The organism is Mesorhizobium sp. L-2-11 (genome assembly GCF_016756595.1).
In the GTDB taxonomy this organism is placed as follows: domain Bacteria; phylum Pseudomonadota; class Alphaproteobacteria; order Rhizobiales; family Rhizobiaceae; genus Mesorhizobium.
On the sequence record NZ_AP023257.1, the window covers coordinates 920,468 to 938,036 of the forward strand.

Annotated in this window: 16 protein-coding genes; 9 read left to right on the forward strand and 7 right to left on the reverse strand. The window is 63.5% G+C overall.

What is annotated here, in order from left to right; genetic code table 11:
* Positions 1-75: 75 nt before the first annotated feature.
* From JG739_RS04380 to JG739_RS04390, 3 genes are all read right to left on the reverse strand, one after another.
* Complete coding sequence (locus tag JG739_RS04380; RefSeq protein ID WP_202362951.1) at positions 76-1,239, reverse strand: IS4 family transposase; 1,164 nt, start codon at positions 1,237-1,239, stop codon at positions 76-78.
* Between the two features lie 247 nt (positions 1,240-1,486).
* Complete coding sequence (locus tag JG739_RS04385; protein WP_202367335.1) at positions 1,487-2,329, reverse strand: ABC transporter permease; 843 nt, start codon at positions 2,327-2,329, stop codon at positions 1,487-1,489.
* 239 nt (positions 2,330-2,568) lie between these two features.
* Positions 2,569-3,633 (reverse strand): polyamine ABC transporter substrate-binding protein, encoded by a 1,065-nt coding sequence (locus tag JG739_RS04390; RefSeq protein WP_202365414.1) that lies wholly within the window; start codon positions 3,631-3,633, stop codon positions 2,569-2,571.
* Positions 3,634-3,858: 225 nt separating this feature from the next.
* Here JG739_RS04390 and JG739_RS04395 point away from each other — a divergent pair, with 225 nt between their 5' ends.
* The 8 genes from JG739_RS04395 to JG739_RS04430 all read left to right on the forward strand — a co-directional run bounded on the left by JG739_RS04395 (position 3,859) and on the right by JG739_RS04430 (position 13,732).
* The gene (locus tag JG739_RS04395; RefSeq protein ID WP_202365415.1) at positions 3,859-4,797 is read left to right on the forward strand and encodes a GntR family transcriptional regulator; all 939 of its coding nucleotides are present in this window, start codon (positions 3,859-3,861) and stop codon (positions 4,795-4,797) included.
* Between the two features lie 17 nt (positions 4,798-4,814).
* A complete protein-coding gene (locus JG739_RS04400; protein ID WP_202365416.1) occupies positions 4,815-6,098 on the forward strand; it encodes a glycosyltransferase in 1,284 nt (427 codons plus the stop codon).
* Between the two features lie 37 nt (positions 6,099-6,135).
* The gene (locus tag JG739_RS04405; RefSeq protein ID WP_244749689.1) at positions 6,136-7,488 is read left to right on the forward strand and encodes a glutamine synthetase family protein; all 1,353 of its coding nucleotides are present in this window, start codon (positions 6,136-6,138) and stop codon (positions 7,486-7,488) included.
* Positions 7,488-8,777, forward strand: a complete 1,290-nt coding sequence (locus JG739_RS04410; RefSeq protein ID WP_202365418.1) for an NAD(P)/FAD-dependent oxidoreductase — start codon at positions 7,488-7,490, stop codon at positions 8,775-8,777. Before JG739_RS04405 ends, JG739_RS04410 begins: the two co-directional genes overlap by 1 nt.
* A 172-nt stretch (positions 8,778-8,949) precedes the next feature.
* A complete protein-coding gene (locus tag JG739_RS04415) occupies positions 8,950-9,981 on the forward strand; it encodes a BMP family protein (protein ID WP_202365419.1) in 1,032 nt (343 codons plus the stop codon).
* A 264-nt stretch (positions 9,982-10,245) separates the two neighbouring features.
* Complete coding sequence (locus JG739_RS04420; RefSeq protein WP_202367336.1) at positions 10,246-11,736, forward strand: ABC transporter ATP-binding protein; 1,491 nt, start codon at positions 10,246-10,248, stop codon at positions 11,734-11,736.
* The gene (locus JG739_RS04425) at positions 11,736-12,791 is read left to right on the forward strand and encodes an ABC transporter permease (RefSeq protein ID WP_202365420.1); all 1,056 of its coding nucleotides are present in this window, start codon (positions 11,736-11,738) and stop codon (positions 12,789-12,791) included. The genes JG739_RS04420 and JG739_RS04425 overlap by 1 nt, the downstream gene beginning before the upstream one ends.
* Entirely contained in the window at positions 12,788-13,732 is a 945-nt protein-coding gene (locus tag JG739_RS04430) for an ABC transporter permease (protein ID WP_202365421.1), read from the forward strand. The genes JG739_RS04425 and JG739_RS04430 overlap by 4 nt, the downstream gene beginning before the upstream one ends.
* Positions 13,733-13,751: 19 nt before the next feature.
* Here JG739_RS04430 and JG739_RS04435 read toward each other — a convergent pair whose 3' ends face one another.
* The 4 genes from JG739_RS04435 to JG739_RS04450 all read right to left on the reverse strand — a co-directional run bounded on the left by JG739_RS04435 (position 13,752) and on the right by JG739_RS04450 (position 16,628).
* Positions 13,752-14,072, reverse strand: coding sequence for a hypothetical protein (locus JG739_RS04435; protein ID WP_202365422.1), 321 nt, complete (start codon positions 14,070-14,072; stop codon positions 13,752-13,754).
* Positions 14,073-14,076: 4 nt separating this feature from the next.
* Entirely contained in the window at positions 14,077-14,385 is a 309-nt protein-coding gene (locus tag JG739_RS04440; RefSeq protein WP_202365423.1) for a YggT family protein, read from the reverse strand.
* Positions 14,386-14,493: 108 nt separating this feature from the next.
* Positions 14,494-16,359, reverse strand: a complete 1,866-nt coding sequence (locus JG739_RS04445; protein ID WP_202365424.1) for a sodium:solute symporter family protein — start codon at positions 16,357-16,359, stop codon at positions 14,494-14,496.
* Between the two features lie 14 nt (positions 16,360-16,373).
* The gene (locus JG739_RS04450; RefSeq protein ID WP_029349195.1) at positions 16,374-16,628 is read right to left on the reverse strand and encodes a DUF4212 domain-containing protein; all 255 of its coding nucleotides are present in this window, start codon (positions 16,626-16,628) and stop codon (positions 16,374-16,376) included.
* A 303-nt stretch (positions 16,629-16,931) separates the two neighbouring features.
* Between JG739_RS04450 and JG739_RS04455 the strand changes: the two genes are divergently transcribed.
* Positions 16,932-17,564, forward strand: coding sequence for a hypothetical protein (locus JG739_RS04455; RefSeq protein WP_202365425.1), 633 nt, complete (start codon positions 16,932-16,934; stop codon positions 17,562-17,564).
* Positions 17,565-17,569 lie beyond the last annotated feature (5 nt).

Sequence of the window (17,569 nt, forward strand, 5' to 3'; positions counted from 1 at the left end):
CGCCGCTTGAAAGTATAATGGTGAGCGAGCGGCAAGAGTCCTTCTCCCCGTTTACGCAGGGCTGTCCGGGGAAAGTTATTCATAAATGAAGGCCATCTGATTGGGAGAGGCTCGGTCCCTTGGTCGGCTTGGATTGACCGGTGGCGGCTTATCGATGGTGTGCAGTTTCCGCCGCCCGAACAAGTATTGAGCGACCAGTTCTGTGAACCTCAAGATAGGAATAGTGACGCGGCGGGTGCGCGCGACAATGCGCAGCAGCGCAAAGGCGATCATTGCGGCAAAGAGTTGCAGGCGGATTGCATTGCCGTTGTTGCCGAGGAACTTGCGGATCTTGAGGTGCTGCTTGATCCATCGGAACAGAAGCTCGATGTGCCAGCGGCCTTTGTAAAGCCGTCCAATCTCGACGGCAGAGCGCTCCAGATCGTTGGTCAAAAGCGTGATGGTGTCGCCCGTTTCGCGCTGAACGCGCAGGCGACGCAGCCGCATCGGCAGCTTGCAAGCAGCCTTGCTGACCAAGCTTACCTCACTGTCTTCCACAACCAGGAAGCCGTCGCCCTGCGGCTCGGCTATAGGGCGATCACGCAGCAGCGCCAGCCTCATGTTGGATTTGGGCCGCGTCACGAAGATCGATCCGGCTTCGGCGATCGCCGTCCACCAGCCATAATGGCAGTAGCCCTTGTCGAACACGTAGGTCGCTCCAGCTTCGATCGTGATCTGGCGACCGACCTGGGCGTCGTTGACGTTGGCGTCGGTGATGTCGAGGATGCGCGGACAGTCGGTCTTCGGGTCATAGACGACATGCACCTTCATGCCGCGAATGCGCCCGTTCGACTTGGCCCAATCGCACAGTTTGCCGAGCGGAATGGGGGTCGAGTCGATCAGCCGCAGCATTGCTTCGCCCTCGCGCCGCATTTGCCTGTCGAGCAGGTTCGCCACCAGACCGAACGCCTCGGCAAAGATGGCGACCGGACGCCGTCTGTTGGCATCCGACAAGGTCGAACGCATCAACGGACCGCTGCCCAGGTGATAATGATGCTGGCTGTTGGCGTTCCAGCCGGCTTCCAGGCCACGCAAGCTGCTGCTGCCGCAGAACTGGGCATAGATCAGCGCCACCAGATGATCCCAGCTTCTGAACGATTTGTCGTACGCATCCCCGTCGTGGCGATCCACAATTGCTTGGAATTGACGCCGATCGATGGGTTCAAGAAGCTGCCCGAAGATGCTAGGTGCAAAGCGCATGCCCCGTTCCTTTTCTGAGTCTCGACAACCAGAGAAAAGACGGACAAACCCCGTTTTACGGGGCATGCACATGTGGCATTTCGATTCACTCAAAACTTTCCCCGGACAGCCCTGCCGTTTACGGGGAGAAGATGCCGGCAGGCAGATGAGGGGCAGCGCCCAACAGAGCAGAAGATCGCGCCGCCCCTCATCCGCCCCTTCGGGGCACCTTCTCCCCGTGAACGGGGAGAAGGAAAGGAGGCCGCGCTCAGTCATCGGCGCCTGCTTTCGCCTCGGCGATACGGCCCGCGGCGCGATCTGCGGCCAAGGCCTGCGCCGTCAGCACCAAAAGCATGATGGCGATCAGCGCCATCGCCAGAGCGGCGCCGAACGGCCAGTCATTGGCGGTCAGGAACTGGTCGTAGACGAGATTGCCGATCATCTGGAAGCGGCCGCCGCCGAGCAGTGCCGGCGTGACGAAATTGCCGATCGACAGCACGAAGACGAAAACCGCCCCGGCGGCGATGCCCGGCACGGTCAGCGGCAGGATCACCCGGCGAAATGTGGTCATGGCCGAAGCGCCGAGATCGCGCGAGGCCTCGGCGAGCTCCGGATTGAGCCGCGACAGCGGCGCGTAACAGGCGAGGATGACGAAAGGCAGGTAATTGTAGACCAGACCGGCGATGACGGCGGCTTCGGTATAGAGCATCGACGGCGGCTCGCCGGTGTAACCGAACCAGCGCAAGAGCTGGGTGATCAGGCCTTCGCGGTTGAGCAGCACGATCCATGCATAGGTGCGGATCAGGTAATTGGACCAGAAAGGCAAGACGGCGAAGAACAGGAACACCGGCTGCAGCCGGCGCGGTGCCGCCGCGATCGCATAGGCCGCGGCATAGCCGATCACCACGGCGATCAGGGTTGCCGTGCCGGCGATGCGCGCCGAATTGAGAAAGATGCCGGCATAGAGCGGGTCGAGCACCAGCCCGAAATTCTCCAGAGTGAAGCTGTATTCGATGCCGCCATAAATGCCGCGCCGGAAGAAGGCGAGCGCCAGCACCAGCGCGCAAGGCACCACCATCAAGGCAGTGAGCCAGGCCAGTGCCGGCGCCATCAGCAATGAGGAACGGGAGGTTCGCGTCAAGTCGCACCCCCCTCTGGCCTGCCCTCTTTGCCAAAACTTGGCATCTCCCCCTCAAGGGGGGAGATTGACACCCCCAACGTCCCGTTCACCTCCTGGCGTTGGAGATTGGCGTAAGCGGTGCCGCGCCCAATCTCCCCCCTTGAGGGGGAGATGGCCGGCAGGCCAGAGGGGGGCGTGAAGGAACGCAAGCCTGATTCCAGATGCCGAAACTATTGCGCCGCCTTGATCTCGCTGACGATCTTCGAATAGTCGCGCTGGGCGTCGCCGACGTCGCGCAACTGCTCGAACTTGACCAGCTCGGCCACCGGCATGCGCATATTGGGGAATTTGGCGAGGAAATCCGCAGGCAGGCTTTCCATAGCCGGCTTGTTCGGCACCTTGTAGTCGATGTTCTGGGCCGCCCAGGCGTGGTTCTTGGCGTCCAGCATGAAGTTGATGAACTGGAAGGCTGCGTCCTTGTTGGCCGATGCCTTCATCACCACCATCGTGTCGACCCACAGGTCCGAGCCTTCCCTAGGGATGACGTACTTAATCTGCGGGTTCTCGGCGATGCCATAATTGCACCAGCCATCCCATGCCTGCACCATCAGTGCCTCGCCGGAGACCAGCTTCGCATAGAAGGTGGTGTCGTCATAGGCGAGCAAGGTCTTCTTGGCCGAGATCAGCAGGTCCTTGACCTCGGCGAGCTTGGCCGGATCGGTCTCGTTGACCGAATAGCCCTTGGCGAGCTGGCCGGCGGCAAGCAGCCAGCGGTCGGTCGCCAGCATCGTGGTCTTGCCTTTGAGCTCATCGGACGGGGCGAGAAGATCGTTCCAGCTGGCCGGCTCGGTCTTCACCAGATCCGAGCGGTAGCAGAGGCCGGTGGTGCCCCAGGTATAAGGCACGGAAAAATTGTTGCCGACGTCATGCGGCAGCTTGGTCGCCTCAGGATAGAGATTGGCGAGATTGGGGATCTTGGCGTGGTCGATCGTCTCGATCAGGCCGAGCTTGTTCAGCACTTCGGCGAAGGGCGAGGAAACGAAGGCCACGTCATAGCCCTTGCCGCCCGAAGCAACGAGCTTGCCCATGATCTCCTCATTGGTTGCGTGAACGACAACCTCGCCGGAAACACCGGTCGCTGCTTTGAAGGCTGCCATCGCGTCCGGCGCCATGTAGCCGTCCCAGTTGGAGATGACGAGGTCGGCGGCGGCCGCCGGCGCCGACAGCGCCAAGGCGAGGCCAAGTGCGATCGCGGAGGTTCTGAACGAACGGCGCCGCAGGGTGGTGGCGGTCATGACAGACTCCCATTCTGGTTGATCGTCAATTCAATCGTCGGACCAGCGCTGGCGACGCGCTTCGATCCCGTTCCCCGGTCTTTTTATTGCCGATTGCACCTACAGTACTATTGCAGAAAAAAGTACGTCAATCCATAATTTGTCACGTCGCTGCGAAATCGCCGATTGCGTCCGCAAGGCAATCGGTCGGACCGCAGCGGTCGAGCCCGTTTCACGAGAATCGCCATGCAAGCCGTTGCCAGACGCCCGCGCACCAATCATCTCGATCTCGCGCAGCGCATTCTCGATGTGGCCAGGCAGCGCGGCTTCGAGGCCGGCGCGCATCTCCCGGAACAGCAGATCGCCTCGCTCTGCAACGTCTCGCGGACTCCGGTGCGGGCCGCGCTGCGCCTCCTCACCGAAAAAGGCGTCGTGCGCTGGGAAGCTGATTCCGGCTATCGGCTGGCCATCGACCTCACCAGCCAGGCGACCCTTGCCGCTGACCTGCCGGTTACCGAGGAGGACGAGCTCGCCGAGATGATCCTGCGTGATCGCTCGGCGCGCCGGCTGGATCAGACGGTGACCATTGGCGGGCTGATGCGGCGCTATGGCGCCGAACGAAAGACGGTACTAAAAGCGCTAAAGAAACTGACAGACGAAAATCTCCTGGATCGCGCACCGGGACAGTCCTGGCTGTTCAGGCGAGCGCCTGACGATCCGGAGTCACAAGGGGAAAGCTATGAGTTCCGCCTGATGCTGGAACCCGCCGCCATTCTGGCGCCTGGCTTTCGGCTGGACGGAACCCGCGCGGCAGCCTTGCGCCAGGGCATGGAGGCGCTGCTGGCGCTGCCCGACGCCGCATTCGAGATCAGAGAGTTCCAGCGGCTGGACATCGACTTTCACGGCATGATCGCCGACGGCTCCAGCAACCGGTTCGTCACCGAGGCGCTGTTCGATCATCTCAGGCTGCGCCGGTTGCCGGGGACCTATGCCGGCGTCAACGTCTTCCGGCTGAAGCAATCGCTGCGTGAGCACCTGACCATACTCGACCAATTGGAAAGCCGGCAGTATGAGGTTGCAGCCGATCTGCTTCGCGTCCATCTGCGATTGTCCCGCAGCCAGCGACCGCAGGCGGCCAGCCGCGGGGCCCCCGCATTGTTCGGCATGATCAGCCGGCCGGATTGACGAGGACCACGAGAGCAGTGACGCGCAAAGCCAGCCCGACCATCGCGTTGTTTCCCGAAGCGAGCTTCGGCGCGGCGCTCAATTGCGTCGGCATCGCGCAGGCCTTGCGCGCCCGTGGCGCCCGGCCGGTGTTCATCTGTCACGCCGGCTTTTCCGGCGTGTTCGCCGACTACGGTTTTCAGGAATACCAGTTGCCAACCGACGATCCGCTGACCGACAGCGAGCGCCAGAGCTACTGGCAGGCTTTCGTGCGCCGGCATCTGCCGCATTTCAGGCTGAGCCCGATCGACCAGCTCGAAACCTATGTCGCCCCGACCTGGGAAGCGATCGTCGATACCGCGGTCGATGCCGAGGCGCCGCTGCGCCAATTGCTGGCCCGGTTGAAGCCGGACGCCTTGGTGCTCGACAATGTCATCATGTTTCCAGCACTTGCTGCCGCCGGCTGCCCATGGGTGCGCGTCGTCTCCTGCGCCGAAACCGAGCTTCCCGACGCCGATGTACCGCCCTATCTCTCCGGCCTCGCCGCCGACGACCCCGGTCGCGCGGCCTTCGAGGCGCGCTACCTGGCAGCCGTCGCTCCGGCCCATGACCGGTTCAATCGGCTTCGCACCGACGCCGGTCTTGCGCCCTTGCCGAAGGGGCTTTTTCTCGAAGCTTCGCCCGATCTCAATCTGCTGCTGACCCCAACCATCGTGCGCAGGCAGCGCGCCGAGCCGCTCGACCCGGCCCGCTTCGTCTATCTCGAAGGCTGCGTCCGTTCGGAAGGCCCGTTCGACGTGCCGGTCTTTCCACGCAATGACGGGTCGCTGGTCTATCTCAGCTTCGGCAGCCTGGGCGCGATGGATGTCGGCCTGATCGAGCGCATGCTCGCCGTGTTCGACCGGCTTCCGGCCCGCTTCATCGTCAATGTCGGCGGTCTGCGCGACAGCTACCGCGCGGTTCCGGACAACGTCTATCTCGACGCCTGGTTTCCGCAGCCGTCGGTCGTCGCGAAATCCGATCTCTTCATCCATCACGGCGGCAACAACAGCTTTTGCGAGGCGCTGCGTTTCGGCGTGCCGTCGCTGATCATGCCCTATTGCTGGGACGGGCACGACAACGCGCAACGCGCCGAGGAAACCGGCGTCGGCCGCCACCTCAGCCGCGACGGCTGGAGCGACGACGAACTGGAACATTCTATCCTTGGCCTAATGGCCGACGGCGAGATGCGCTTTCGTCTCAAGGAGAATGCGGCCACCATGGCGCGGGCGCCGGGAACGGACGCCGCCGCCGAAGCCATTCTCGCCCTCGCAAGGACGTGACCTGATGCTCAACACAACGACAACGGATGCACCGCAAATGACCCCGACGGACGATCCGAAGCGATGGCTGGAGCAGCAGGGGGTCAGGGAAGTCGAGTGCCTGGTGCCGGATGTGAACGGCGTGTTGCGCGGCAAGACCCTGCCGACGGCCAAGTTCCTGAAGTCGCTTGAGGACCGCGCGCTCTACCTGCCGAGCAGCGCCTTCTTGGTTTGCATCGACGGCCGCTATTCCGGTTCCAACGACGAGGGTTTCGCCTATCAGGACCCCGACATGCGGATGGTGCCGGATGTCGCGACGCTCTGCCTTGCACCGGGCGCCGGAGCGGGCAAAGCCTACGTCTTCGCCGACGCGTTTCACATGGACGACCGGCCATGGATGGCCTCGCCGCGTCATCTCCTGAGGGCTGTACTAGATCTTTATCGCCAGCGCGGTTGGCGGGCGGTGGTCGCGCCGGAGCTCGAATTCTACCTGACCGCGCCCAATCCCGATCCCGATCGGCCGCTGCTCGCGCCGGTCGGGCGCAATGGCCGCTCCGAAACCGTGCAGCACCCCTATGATATGGCGGCGCTGGAGGAGTTCGAGCCGGTGATCCGGCGGCTCCACGACTATGCCGCTGTGGCCGGGCTGCCGCTCGACACGCTGATCCACGAATCGGGCACGGGGCAGCTGGAGATCAATTTCCTGCATGGCGACGCGCTGCCGCTGGCCGACAAGGTGCTGCTGTTCAAGCGGATGCCGCGCCAGGCCGCGCAGGAAAGCGGCATGCATGCGACCTTCATGGCGAAGCCGATCGCCGCACAAGCCGGCAGCTCGATGCATCTCCATATGTCGGTCGTCGACGAGGCTGGCAATACGCTGTTTGCCGGGAGTGACGACGCCGACACCGCAATGTTCGGGCATTTCATCGGCGGCCTGCAGAAATACATTCCCGAGGTGATGCCGCTGTTTGCGCCGAACGTGAATTCGTTCCGCCGCATCCGGCCCAACCACAGCGCGCCCGCCAACATCGAGTGGTCGCACGACAACCGTTCCTGCGGGCTGCGTGTGCCGGCCGGCGGACGGGCCGCGCGGCGGGTGGAAAATCGGTTGCCCGGCGCCGATGCCAACCCCTACCTGGCGATGGCCGGCTCGCTGCTCTGCGGCTATCTCGGCGTCGAGGAAAAGCTGTCGCGTTCGCCCGAGGCATCGGGCAACGCCTATCGCAGCAAGAGCACGCTGCCGAAAACCATGGAGGAGGCGCTCGACCGTTTCGCTGCCTGCAGTGCGGTTCGGGCGTTGCTCGGCGAGGATTTCGTCCAGACCTATCTACGGGTCAAAAGCGTCGAGCTCGACTTGTTCCAGAGCGTCGTCACCAGCTGGGAACGCGACCACCTGCTGCTCAAGGTCTGATGATGGGCTTCAATTCCGGCCTGGATATCGGCAAATCCTACTATGTCGCGACCGCCAATCCGGCTCCTGATCATCCGGCGCTGCAGGGCGACGTCGACACCGATCTGGTGGTGGTTGGCGGCGGCTGCACCGGCCTGTCCGCAGCCCTTCATGCCGCCGAGCGCGGGCTGAAGGTGGTGCTTTTGGAAGGCGGCAAGATCGGCTGGGGAGCGTCGGGGCGCAATGGCGGCCAGATCATCCCCGGACTGCGCAAGGGCGCCAAGAGCCTGGTCAAGCTTTATGGGCCCGAACGGGCGCGGGCGCTTTTCGATCTCGCCCTCGAGGCGCGCGGGCTGGTGCTCGACCTGATCGAGCGCCATGCCATCGATTGCGACCTCCGGCTCACCGGCCATTTGGCCGGTGCGGTCAACAGCTCCGACCTACGCGATCTCGAGGAAGAGGTCGAGTGCCTAGCCAGCGTGATGAATTTTCATGACGTCGAGATGCTGTCGGCGGAGCAGGCGCGTGGAATGGTGAACACGCCCTATCACGGCGCCATGTACGAAAAGCTCGGCGGCCATATGCATCCGCTGAACTACACGCTGGGTCTTGCGCGCGCCGCGGCAGCGGCAGGTGTCACAATCCACGAGAATTCGGTGGCGCTGCGGCTGGAGCGTGAACCTGGCATCCGGATTTCGACGGCCAAGGGCTCGGTCCGCTCAAGCCATGTCGTGCTTGCGGGCGACGCCCTGCTCCAGGGGCTCGAGCCGCGCGTCAACAGCCGCATCATGCCGGTCGGCAACTACATCGTCGCCACCGAACCGCTGGACGACACCAGCGACGTCATCCCAAGCAATGCCGCCGTTTCCGACACACGCTTCGTCGTCAACTATTACCGGCTGTCGGCAGACGGTCGCCTGCTGTTCGGCGGTGGCGAGCGCTACACGCCGTCGCCGCCCGCAGACATTGCCGGCTTCGTGCGGCCGCATATGGAAAAGACCTTTCCGCAATTGCGCGGCCGCCGCATCGATCATGCCTGGGGCGGGCTGGTCTCGGTGACGACATCGCGCCTGCCGGATGTCGGCCACTATGGCGAGGTCTATTTTGCGCATGGCTATTCCGGCAAGGGCGTGATCCTGTCGACGCTGTCGGGAAAGCTGCTCGCCGAGGCGATCACCGGCGATACTTCGCGGCTCGATCTGTTTTCGACGCTGAGGCCAATGCCGTTTCCCGGCGGCACGGCGCTGCGCGGCCCGCTCTATGTGCTCGGCATGCTCTGGTATGCCATGCGCGACCGGATCAAGCTTTGAGGAACCGGGAAAGAGAGCTGGTGTCGGCCGCGGTTTGCCGCGACGTGTGGCTAGCCGCAGCTTCTCGACAATTTTGACCATGTGGACAAAGGTCGGGCGCCGTTCCATAGTTCTCTCGCTGATATCCAAAGAAACAGCCGGCTCGACACGGCGCCAATCAGAGGGGCATGCAATGGAAAACGGGAAGAGCAAAATCCAGTCGAAACGCGAAGGACTTTCGCGGCGCAATGTGCTGGAACTCGGCGCGCTCGGCCTGGCGGCAGCCATGCTGCCGGGCCAGGCCCTGGCACAGGACAAGAAGCTGAAGGTGGCGGCGATCTTCGCCACGCCGACCGAGGAGCCATGGGTCCACCAGATCCATGTCGCGCTGCAGAGGGCCGAGAAGGAACTCGGCATCGAATACAAATGGTCGGAGAAGGTGCAGTCGGCCGATTTCAGCCGTGTCATGCGCGAATACGCGCAAGGCGGCTATGAGCTGGTGCTCGGCGACGCTTTTGCGGCCGAGCGCGAATCCCGCCGCACCGCCAAGCAATTTCCGAAGGTCGCCTTCCTGTTCGGCTCCGGCGCCGGGCCGGCCGAGCCGAATTTCGCCGTCTTCGACAACTGGATCCACGAGCCGGCCTATCTCTCCGGCCTGATCGCCGGAAAGATGTCGAAATCAGGCACGATCGGCGCCGTTGCGGCGATGGGCATTCCGGAAGTGAATCGGCTGGTCAATGCCTTCTTTGCCGGCGCCCGGGAGGTCAATCCTGACATCAGGAGGAAGGTCGCTTTCATCGGCTCTTTCTTCGACCCGCCAAAGGCCAAGGAAGCGGCAATCGCCCAGATCGACGCCGGCGTCGACGTGATCTATGCCGAACGTTTCGGTGTCATCGAAGCGGCGGTCGAGAGGAAGATCCTCGCCATCTCCAACATGTCCGACCAGTCCAGCCTCGGCCCGGACACGGTGATCACCGGCCCGGTCTGGGACATGTATCCGACGGTCGAGCATGCGATCAAACTGGTCAAGGCCGGCGTCTTCACCGCCCAGGATTACGGCGATTTCTCGCGCATGGCCAAGGGCGGCTCCTTTCTGGCGCCCTACCACAAATTCGACAAGACGCTGCCCGCCGATGTCAAGGAACTGGTCGAGAAGAAGAAGGCCGAAATCCTCGAAGGCAATTTCCGCGTCGTCGTCGACGAGAACACGCCGGTTTCGGATTGAGCGGTCTTTGGGGTTGGCGCTGCACCCCCCTCTGGCCTGCCGGCCATCTCCCCCTCAAGGGGGAGATTGGCAGTTTCATCGGCCGTGCTCTTCAGCCAACTTTAGGAGATTGGCGAAAGTCGAGATCACATCCAATCTCCCCCCTTGAGGGGGAGATGGCCGGCAGGCCAGAGGGGGGTGCAGCGCTTCCCCTCGATCAAAGCTGAATCGTAGAGCCAATTCCGATCAGGAGCACCCTTGTCAACGCCCGCCCCTCTCATCGAAATGCGCGGCATCTCCAAGAGTTTCGGCGCCGTCATGGCCAACGAAGCCGTCGATCTCAGCGTGGCACCCGGTGAGATCCTAGGGCTGCTCGGTGAAAATGGCGCCGGCAAGACGACGCTGATGAACGTGCTGTTCGGCGCCTATGCGCCCGACGCCGGCGAGATCCTGGTTCAGGGCCGGCCGGTGACGATCAACAGCTCGGCCGATGCGCTCGCCGCCGGCATCGGCATGGTGCACCAGCATTTTCATCTGGCGCCGCGGCTGTCGGTGCTGGAAAACCTGCTGATCGGCATTCCCGGCAAATCAGGCCGGATCGACCGCGCCGGCGGGCTGGCGCGACTGGCGGAGATCGGCCGCCAACATGGGCTCACGCTCGATCCGGACCGTCCCGTCTCGGCGCTTTCGATCGGCGAGCAGCAGCGGCTCGAAATCGTCAAGGCGCTGTTTCGCGGCGCAAGGCTGCTGATCCTCGACGAGCCGACGGCGGTGCTGGCGCCGACAGAGGTCGATGGGCTGTTCTCGGCGCTGCGATCGATGGCGGCCCGGGGCCTTGGCATCATCTTCATCTCGCACAAGCTTAACGAGGTCAGGGCGTTGACCCATCGCTGCGTGGTGCTGCGGCATGGCCGCGTGACCGGGCGCGTCGACGCACCCGCCAGCACCACCTCATCGGAGATGGCGCGGCTGATGTGCGGCCACGAGATCGTTCCGCCGGCCAGGGGACCATCGACGCCGGGTGCCGCGGTGCTGACCCTGGACGGCATCTCGACATCGCGGCATTCCGGCATGGCGCTCGCCGATGTCTCGCTCTTTGTCCGCGCGGGCGAGATCCTCGGCATTGCCGGTGTCTCGGGCAATGGCCAGCGGGCGCTTGCCGAGGTGATCTCCGGCGTTCGCGCGCCCGATGCCGGCCGGATGACGATAGCCGGCAAAGCTGTCTCACGGTTCTCGCCGCGCGAGGTGCAGGCGCTCGGTCTCGGGCGCATTCCGGAAGACCGCATGACGACAGGACTGGTCACCAATCTGCCGCTGGCGGATTCGATGGTGCTGCCGCGCATCGGCACCGGGGCGTTCAGCCGCAATGGCCTGCTCAGGCCAGACGCGATCCGCGCCTTCGCCGAGGCGCAGATCAAGGCCTATGACATACGCTGCCCCGGGCCGATGACGCGGGCCGGGGCGCTTTCCGGCGGCAATCTGCAAAAGGCGCTGCTGGCGCGCGAGCTCGCCTTCGAGCCAAAGGTGCTGATCGTGTCGCAGCCGACGCGCGGTCTCGACATCGGTGCGGCGCGCTTCATCCACGAAAAGTTCCTCGACATGCGTGCCAGGGGCTGCGGCATCGTCGTCATCGGCGAAGACCTCGAAGAACTACTGATGCTCTGCGACCGCATCGCGGTGATGTATGAGGGGCGCATCGTCGGCACGCTGGACAGCGCCGACGCCACGATCGCGCGGCTCGGATTGATGATGACCGGGGCGGAGGGCCATAGTTGATGTTCCGCCTCGAAGCCCGCACCTCAACGCCCGCCTGGTTCAACCTGGCTCTGCCGTTGCTGGCCATCGGCGCGACATTGGTGCTGTGCAGCGGCCTCATCGCGCTGGCCGGTGCCGGGGTGATCGAGGCCTATGGCGTGATGTTTTCGGCGTCGCTGGGCGACAGCTACGCGATCACCGAAACGCTGGTGCGCGCAACACCGATGATCTTCACCGGGCTTGCCGTAGCGGTCGCCTTCCGCGCCAAATTCTGGAACATCGGCGCGGAGGGGCAGTTGCTTGCCGGCGCAGTGGCGAGCTGCGCGGTCGGCGCCATCCCGATGCCGGGGCCGCTTGCCATGCTGCTGATGGCGCTCGCCGGCGCCGCCGCCGGCGCGGCGGTCGCCCTGATTCCGGCGACGCTGCGGGTGAAATTCAAGGTCGACGATGTGGTCAGCTCGCTGCTGCTCAACTCGATCATCTTCTACGCGCTGATGGCGCTGATCGAAGGCCCGTGGAAAGACAGTTTCAGTGGCTACCCGATCTCGCCGCCGATCGAGGATTCAGCCAATTTCCCGGTGCTGCTCGAAGGCACACGGCTGCACCTCGGCGTCGTGGCGGCGTTCCTGGCCGCACCGGTCATCTGGTTCCTGATCGCGCGCACGACGCTCGGCTTCAGGATCAGGGTCATCGGCGAAAATCCCGAGGCCGCGCGCTATGGCGGCATCCATGTCGAACGGGTGCTGATCTCGACGGCGCTGCTGTCCGGCGCGCTCGCCGGGCTCGCTGGCGTCGGCGAGGTCGGTGGCGTGCATTTCCAGGTGATGAGCGACATCTCGCCGGGCTATGGCTATTCCGGCATCGTCGTCGCCATGCTGGCGAGGCTCAACCCGCTCGGCGTGGTGCCGGCGGCGCTGTTCCTCGCCGCCGTCATGACCGGCGCCGAGGCGATGTCGCGGGCCACCGGCGTTCCGGCCTTCCTCAGCGATGTCATCCAGGGAACGGCGCTGCTCGCCATGCTGGTGGCGCTGCTGTTCACGGCCTATCGCATCCGCCGCGTCGGAGCCGCACGATGAGCGTCGTGCTCGAACAAATTTTCCAGGTCGGCTTCCTCGCCGCCATCATCCGCATCGCCACGCCTTTGGCTTTTGCGACACTGGGCGAGATGTTCTCCGAGCGGGCCGGTGTGCTCAATCTCGGCATCGAAGGCATCATGCTGTTGTCGGCGATGACCGGCTTCACCGCGACGAGCCTTAGCGGCAGCCTGTGGCTCGGCGTGCTTGCGGCAGTGCTGACCGGTGCGCTGATGGGCGCAGTGCATGCGCTGTTCACGGTGGCTCTCGGGCTCAGCCAGCATGTCTGCGGCATCGGTGTGACGCTGTTCTCGTCGGGCCTCGCCTATTTTCTCTACCGGCTGATCTTCGGCCAGCAATCGGTGCCGCCCAGCATCAAGAGTTTCGAAACGCTGCCGATCCCAGCTCTCTCCGACATTCCGGTGCTCGGACTGGCGGTGTTCAACCAGTTTTCGCTGGTTTACATGGCGATGGCAGCCGTTCCCCTGGCCGCCTTCGTGCTTTACCGGACGCCGTGGGGCCTGTCGGTGCGCATGGTCGGCGAAAATCCGCGCGCCGCCGATTCGGCCGGCGTCGGCGTTATCGCGACGCGCTTCCAGGCGGTGATCCTTGGCGGCGCCCTGATGGGGCTGGCCGGGGCTTTCCTGTCGATGGTGCAGTTCAACGCCTTCACCTTCGGCCTCGTCTCCGGGCGTGGCTGGGTGGCGATCGCGCTGGTCGTCTTCGGCCGCTGGGATCCCTGGCGTTCGGCAGGGGCTGCCCTGCTTTTCGCCTTTGTCGATGCCTTGCAACTGCGCATGCAGGCAAGCGGGCTCGGCCACATCCCCTATGAGGCGTTCCTGATGCTGCCGTTCATCTTCACCATCGTCGCCATGGCAGTGATGTCGCGCAATGCCGTCGCGCCTTCGGCGCTGCTCAAGCCGTTCCGCCGCGAAGAACGCTGACCGGCCGGCAGGGAAATTCTCAGCCGCCGCTTAGCGCCCGCATCACATTCGGCAGCGCCGGCAGCGTCAGCAAAACCGTGCCGGCAAGCCAGATCGACGCGACGACGATGCTTCTGGGGCGCGTTGACCAGCGCTCATAGAGCGCGGCCGGCACGCCGGCGAGCATGATGGTCATCGTCGACAGGATCAGCGCACTTGCCATGTAGACGATCTGGCTTAGGGGGGGCGCCCAGCCGGGATACCAGACAGGATAGAACAGGAACACCATCAGCACCCACGGCGAAAAGATGCCGTTGACGATGGCGACCGCCATGACCGGCACAAGTGCGTTTCTGTCCATTGCCTCAACCCCCCTGTGAAGCCATCGGCGCAATGCCGAAACTGATCAGCAAGACGAGATAGAACACGCGCAAGGCCATAAGCCAGAGCACGCCGAAGACGATCACCACCGGCTGGGTCAGGATAGACGGCGTAATGGTCCGCACGATCCGCAGGAACGGGTCCGTGACGGTCTTGAAGAAGCGCCAGATGTAGTTGTCCCAGCTTTCGGGCACGAAGAGACCGAGCACGAGACGCCCGATCAGCGTGTACATCACCGCGGCGAGGATGAAATTCGGGATGTGGAAATACCAATAGGACCAGAAATCGTTCATGGGAAATTTTCCAAGCAGCGGCGGCGACGCGTTATGCTATCTACATCCCGGAAATGAAAGCGGGGCCCGTCGCCGGACCCCGCCTTGAGCGCCGGTTGCTATGCGCGATCAGGCAGTCTTTTCTTCCATCAACTGCTTGCCGCGCGGCACACGGATTTCCTCGATGAAATCCTGCATCTCCCGGGCCGGCGCCCTGGTGACAAGGCTGACGATGACCATTGCGGCGAAGCCGACCGGCAGTCCGAAGGTCGCCGACGAGATGTTCTTCACCCCCCACCACAGTTCCATGTTGGGTGTCGCCTTGTCGAAATCGGCGCCGTACTGGGTCATCACCAGATAGAACAGGGTGATGCCGAAGCCTGCGATCATGCCGGCGACAGCCCCCGCCGTGTTGGCGCGCTTCCACCAGACGCCGAGCACCAGCGCCGGGAACAGCCCGCCGGCGGCAAGCGAGAACGCCCACGACACCATCGACAGGATGTCCGACGGCTTGGTCGACGCGACGTAGGCGGCCAGCACCGCGACCATAACCAGCAGGATACGGGACACGATCAGGCGCCGCGACGTCGGCGCATTCTGGTCGATCATCTTGTAATAGATGTCGTGGCTGAGTGCGTTGGCGATGGCCAGCAGCAGGCCGTCCGCCGTCGACAGCGCGGCGGCAAGACCGCCGGCGGCGACGAGGCCGGAGATGACGTAAGGCATGCCGGCCATTTCCGGCGTGGCCAGCACAATCATGTCGGCGTTGAGGTTGATGTCGGCGAAGGAAAGTGCCGTCACGCCCTTTTCGCCGCAGGCCGCGACGATCGCCGCGGTATCCGTCGCCGCCTTGCCGCAGATCTGCACGAGCGTATTGTCGGCAGCGGCCCAGCGCATCATCCATCCGGCTTTCTCGGCGATGTTTTCAGGCGTCAGGCCCGACGCCACCAGGTCGAGCATCGTCCACTTGGCGAACGCCGCATAGGCGGGCGCGGTGAAGTAGAGGATGAAGATGAACAGCAGCGACCAGGCGACCGAGACCCGCGCTTCACGCACCGACGGCGTGGTGAAGTAGCGCATCAGGACGTGCGGCAGCGACGCGGTGCCGACCATCAGGCAGAGGATGAGCAGGAAGTAGTTCTTGGCATCATAGCCGCCATGCGCGAAAGGGGTGATGTGATGCAACGTGATGCCCTGCGCCGTCTCAAGCGCGGTGATGTTCGCCAACGCCTGGCCCTGCATCAATTGCGGGATCGGCACGCCGGTCTTCACCGTCGACATCCAGATGGCGGGGATCAGGTAGGCGATGATCAGCACGATGTACTGGGCGACCTGCGTCCAGGTGACGGCGCGCATGCCGCCCAGCATCGAGCAGACGAGAATGCCGGCCAGGCCGACATAGACCGCCACGTTGAAGTCGATGCCAAGGAAGCGAGCCGAGATCAGCCCGGTGCCGAAAATCTGCGCGACCACATAGGTGAACGAGCAGGAGAACAGCACGACCACGCCGATGAAGCGGGCAAGATTGCCACCATAGCGCGCCGACAGAAAGTCGGGAACCGTGTAGGCGCCGAACTTGCGCAGATAGGGCGCAACGAGGATGGCCACGAGCACGTAGCCGCCGGTCCAGCCGAGCACGAAGCCGAGGCCGTCATAGCCGAGCAGGTAGAGCGATCCGGCCATGCCGATGAAGGAAGCCGCCGACATCCAATCGGCGCCGGTCGCCATGCCGTTGTAGAGCGCCGGTACGCGACGCCCGGCGACGTAGTACTCGCCGACATGCATGGTACGGCTCAGAATGCCGATCACCGCGTAGATGACGATGGTAAAGCCCATGAACAGGTAGCCGATGACAACATTCTCGACGCCCATGGCGCTCAAGACAGCCATCAGGATGATGAAGGCTATGAAGCCGCCGGTGTAGATGCCGTAGATGCGGCCGAGATTTGAGGTGAAGTCGCCTCCGCCTGCCGAAGTCGCTGTCGTGTTAGCCATTGAAGTTCCCCCGATCAATCTTCATGGACGCCGTGCTCTTCGTCGATCGCGTTCTGGCGCCGTGCGAACCAGAACAGCATGACGACGAAGGCGATGAGCGAACCCTGAGCGGCCATGTAGAAGCCGAGCGGAAAGCCAAAAATGACGATGGTGTTGAGTTGCTCCACGAACATGTGGATGACGTAACCGAAGAACACCCACAGGCCCAGCATGGTGAACATGAGGCTCTTGGTCTTGTTCCAGTAACTTACGCGGTCTGGAGTCGCCATAGCTAGAACCCTCCCTTGGTTGGCAGCTTGCGAACCGTCTCGACCGCAAGGCGCCGTTTAAAGCTTGCCTCTTCCGCTGATGCAGAAGCCCTCCGGCATATGTTACGGCCAGATATAGAATCAGCCGACCGTAACTTTGCAGGAGTATCACTTTTTGTCGCAGCTGTTCATACGACTTTAGAATCGGAGAGAGGACCTGGAGAATCGGCAAGAGGACTTGAATCAGCAACAGGACTAGCCGTGCGGCGTCGTGGGGGCTACACGGTCAACATCGGTTGGAAACAAAACCGAAAGGAGAGCGCTATGGGCCTGCTGAACGACCTGTTGCCCGCGTTCCTGCGCAAGCCGCAGCCGATCGTCAGCGTCGATGATCTGGCTGATTTCATGGATTCGCGCGCCGCCTTCCTGGCGCAGAAAAGCATCGTCGAGTTCTGCCGGGTCAGGGCAGGGGTTTATTGGCAGAAGCTGTTCAGCGAGAAGGAGTTCCAGGCGGCGCTGAACCATTCACGCTGGCGCGCCTACCCTGCGTGCTATGCCATCGTGGCGGAAATGGTGGAGGGTGCGCTGCGCGAACCCGCCGGGTTGCGCCAGCGAGGCCTGCCAGCGGCGCTGGAAAAAGTGGCCCTGGCAAGCTTCTCCAAATATGCCGTTCCGGAGGGCTCGCCCCCCACTTTCTGGGAGGACGCCGCCGAGTTCACCCGTCAGCGCCTCGCTGCCACGCAGATCGGTCCGCCGCGCCCGGTGCGCCAGATCCCCGAGCCGCTGGCGCGAACGGTTTTCGAGATGGTCCCGATCCACCCCAATCTGCTGACCAACGATTACGACTATATTTTCAACTTCCTGAGAATGAATCTGCTGCGCGCGCATGAGGATTTCCTGGTGCAGGCCGACCGCAGCGCCCTCGTCGACCAACTGCTTGGCGCCGCGCGCAGCTGAGTTCG

What these genes read in the sequence shown, in the direction of transcription:
- JG739_RS04380 (WP_202362951.1), bottom strand. Translation starts at nt 1,239, where the DNA reads ATGCGCTTTGCACCTAGCATCTTCGGGCAGCTTCTTGAACCCATCGAT.
- JG739_RS04385 (WP_202367335.1), bottom strand. Translation starts at nt 2,329, where the DNA reads ATGGCGCCGGCACTGGCCTGGCTCACTGCCTTGATGGTGGTGCCTTGC.
- JG739_RS04390 (WP_202365414.1), bottom strand. Translation starts at nt 3,633, where the DNA reads ATGACCGCCACCACCCTGCGGCGCCGTTCGTTCAGAACCTCCGCGATC.
- JG739_RS04395 (WP_202365415.1), top strand. Translation starts at nt 3,859, where the DNA reads ATGCAAGCCGTTGCCAGACGCCCGCGCACCAATCATCTCGATCTCGCG.
- JG739_RS04405 (WP_244749689.1), top strand. Translation starts at nt 6,136, where the DNA reads ATGACCCCGACGGACGATCCGAAGCGATGGCTGGAGCAGCAGGGGGTC.
- JG739_RS04410 (WP_202365418.1), top strand. Translation starts at nt 7,488, where the DNA reads ATGATGGGCTTCAATTCCGGCCTGGATATCGGCAAATCCTACTATGTC.
- JG739_RS04415 (WP_202365419.1), top strand. Translation starts at nt 8,950, where the DNA reads ATGGAAAACGGGAAGAGCAAAATCCAGTCGAAACGCGAAGGACTTTCG.
- JG739_RS04420 (WP_202367336.1), top strand. Translation starts at nt 10,246, where the DNA reads ATGCGCGGCATCTCCAAGAGTTTCGGCGCCGTCATGGCCAACGAAGCC.
- JG739_RS04425 (WP_202365420.1), top strand. Translation starts at nt 11,736, where the DNA reads ATGTTCCGCCTCGAAGCCCGCACCTCAACGCCCGCCTGGTTCAACCTG.
- JG739_RS04430 (WP_202365421.1), top strand. Translation starts at nt 12,788, where the DNA reads ATGAGCGTCGTGCTCGAACAAATTTTCCAGGTCGGCTTCCTCGCCGCC.
- JG739_RS04435 (WP_202365422.1), bottom strand. Translation starts at nt 14,072, where the DNA reads ATGGACAGAAACGCACTTGTGCCGGTCATGGCGGTCGCCATCGTCAAC.
- JG739_RS04440 (WP_202365423.1), bottom strand. Translation starts at nt 14,385, where the DNA reads ATGAACGATTTCTGGTCCTATTGGTATTTCCACATCCCGAATTTCATC.
- JG739_RS04445 (WP_202365424.1), bottom strand. Translation starts at nt 16,359, where the DNA reads ATGGCTAACACGACAGCGACTTCGGCAGGCGGAGGCGACTTCACCTCA.
- JG739_RS04450 (WP_029349195.1), bottom strand. Translation starts at nt 16,628, where the DNA reads ATGGCGACTCCAGACCGCGTAAGTTACTGGAACAAGACCAAGAGCCTC.
- JG739_RS04455 (WP_202365425.1), top strand. Translation starts at nt 16,932, where the DNA reads ATGGGCCTGCTGAACGACCTGTTGCCCGCGTTCCTGCGCAAGCCGCAG.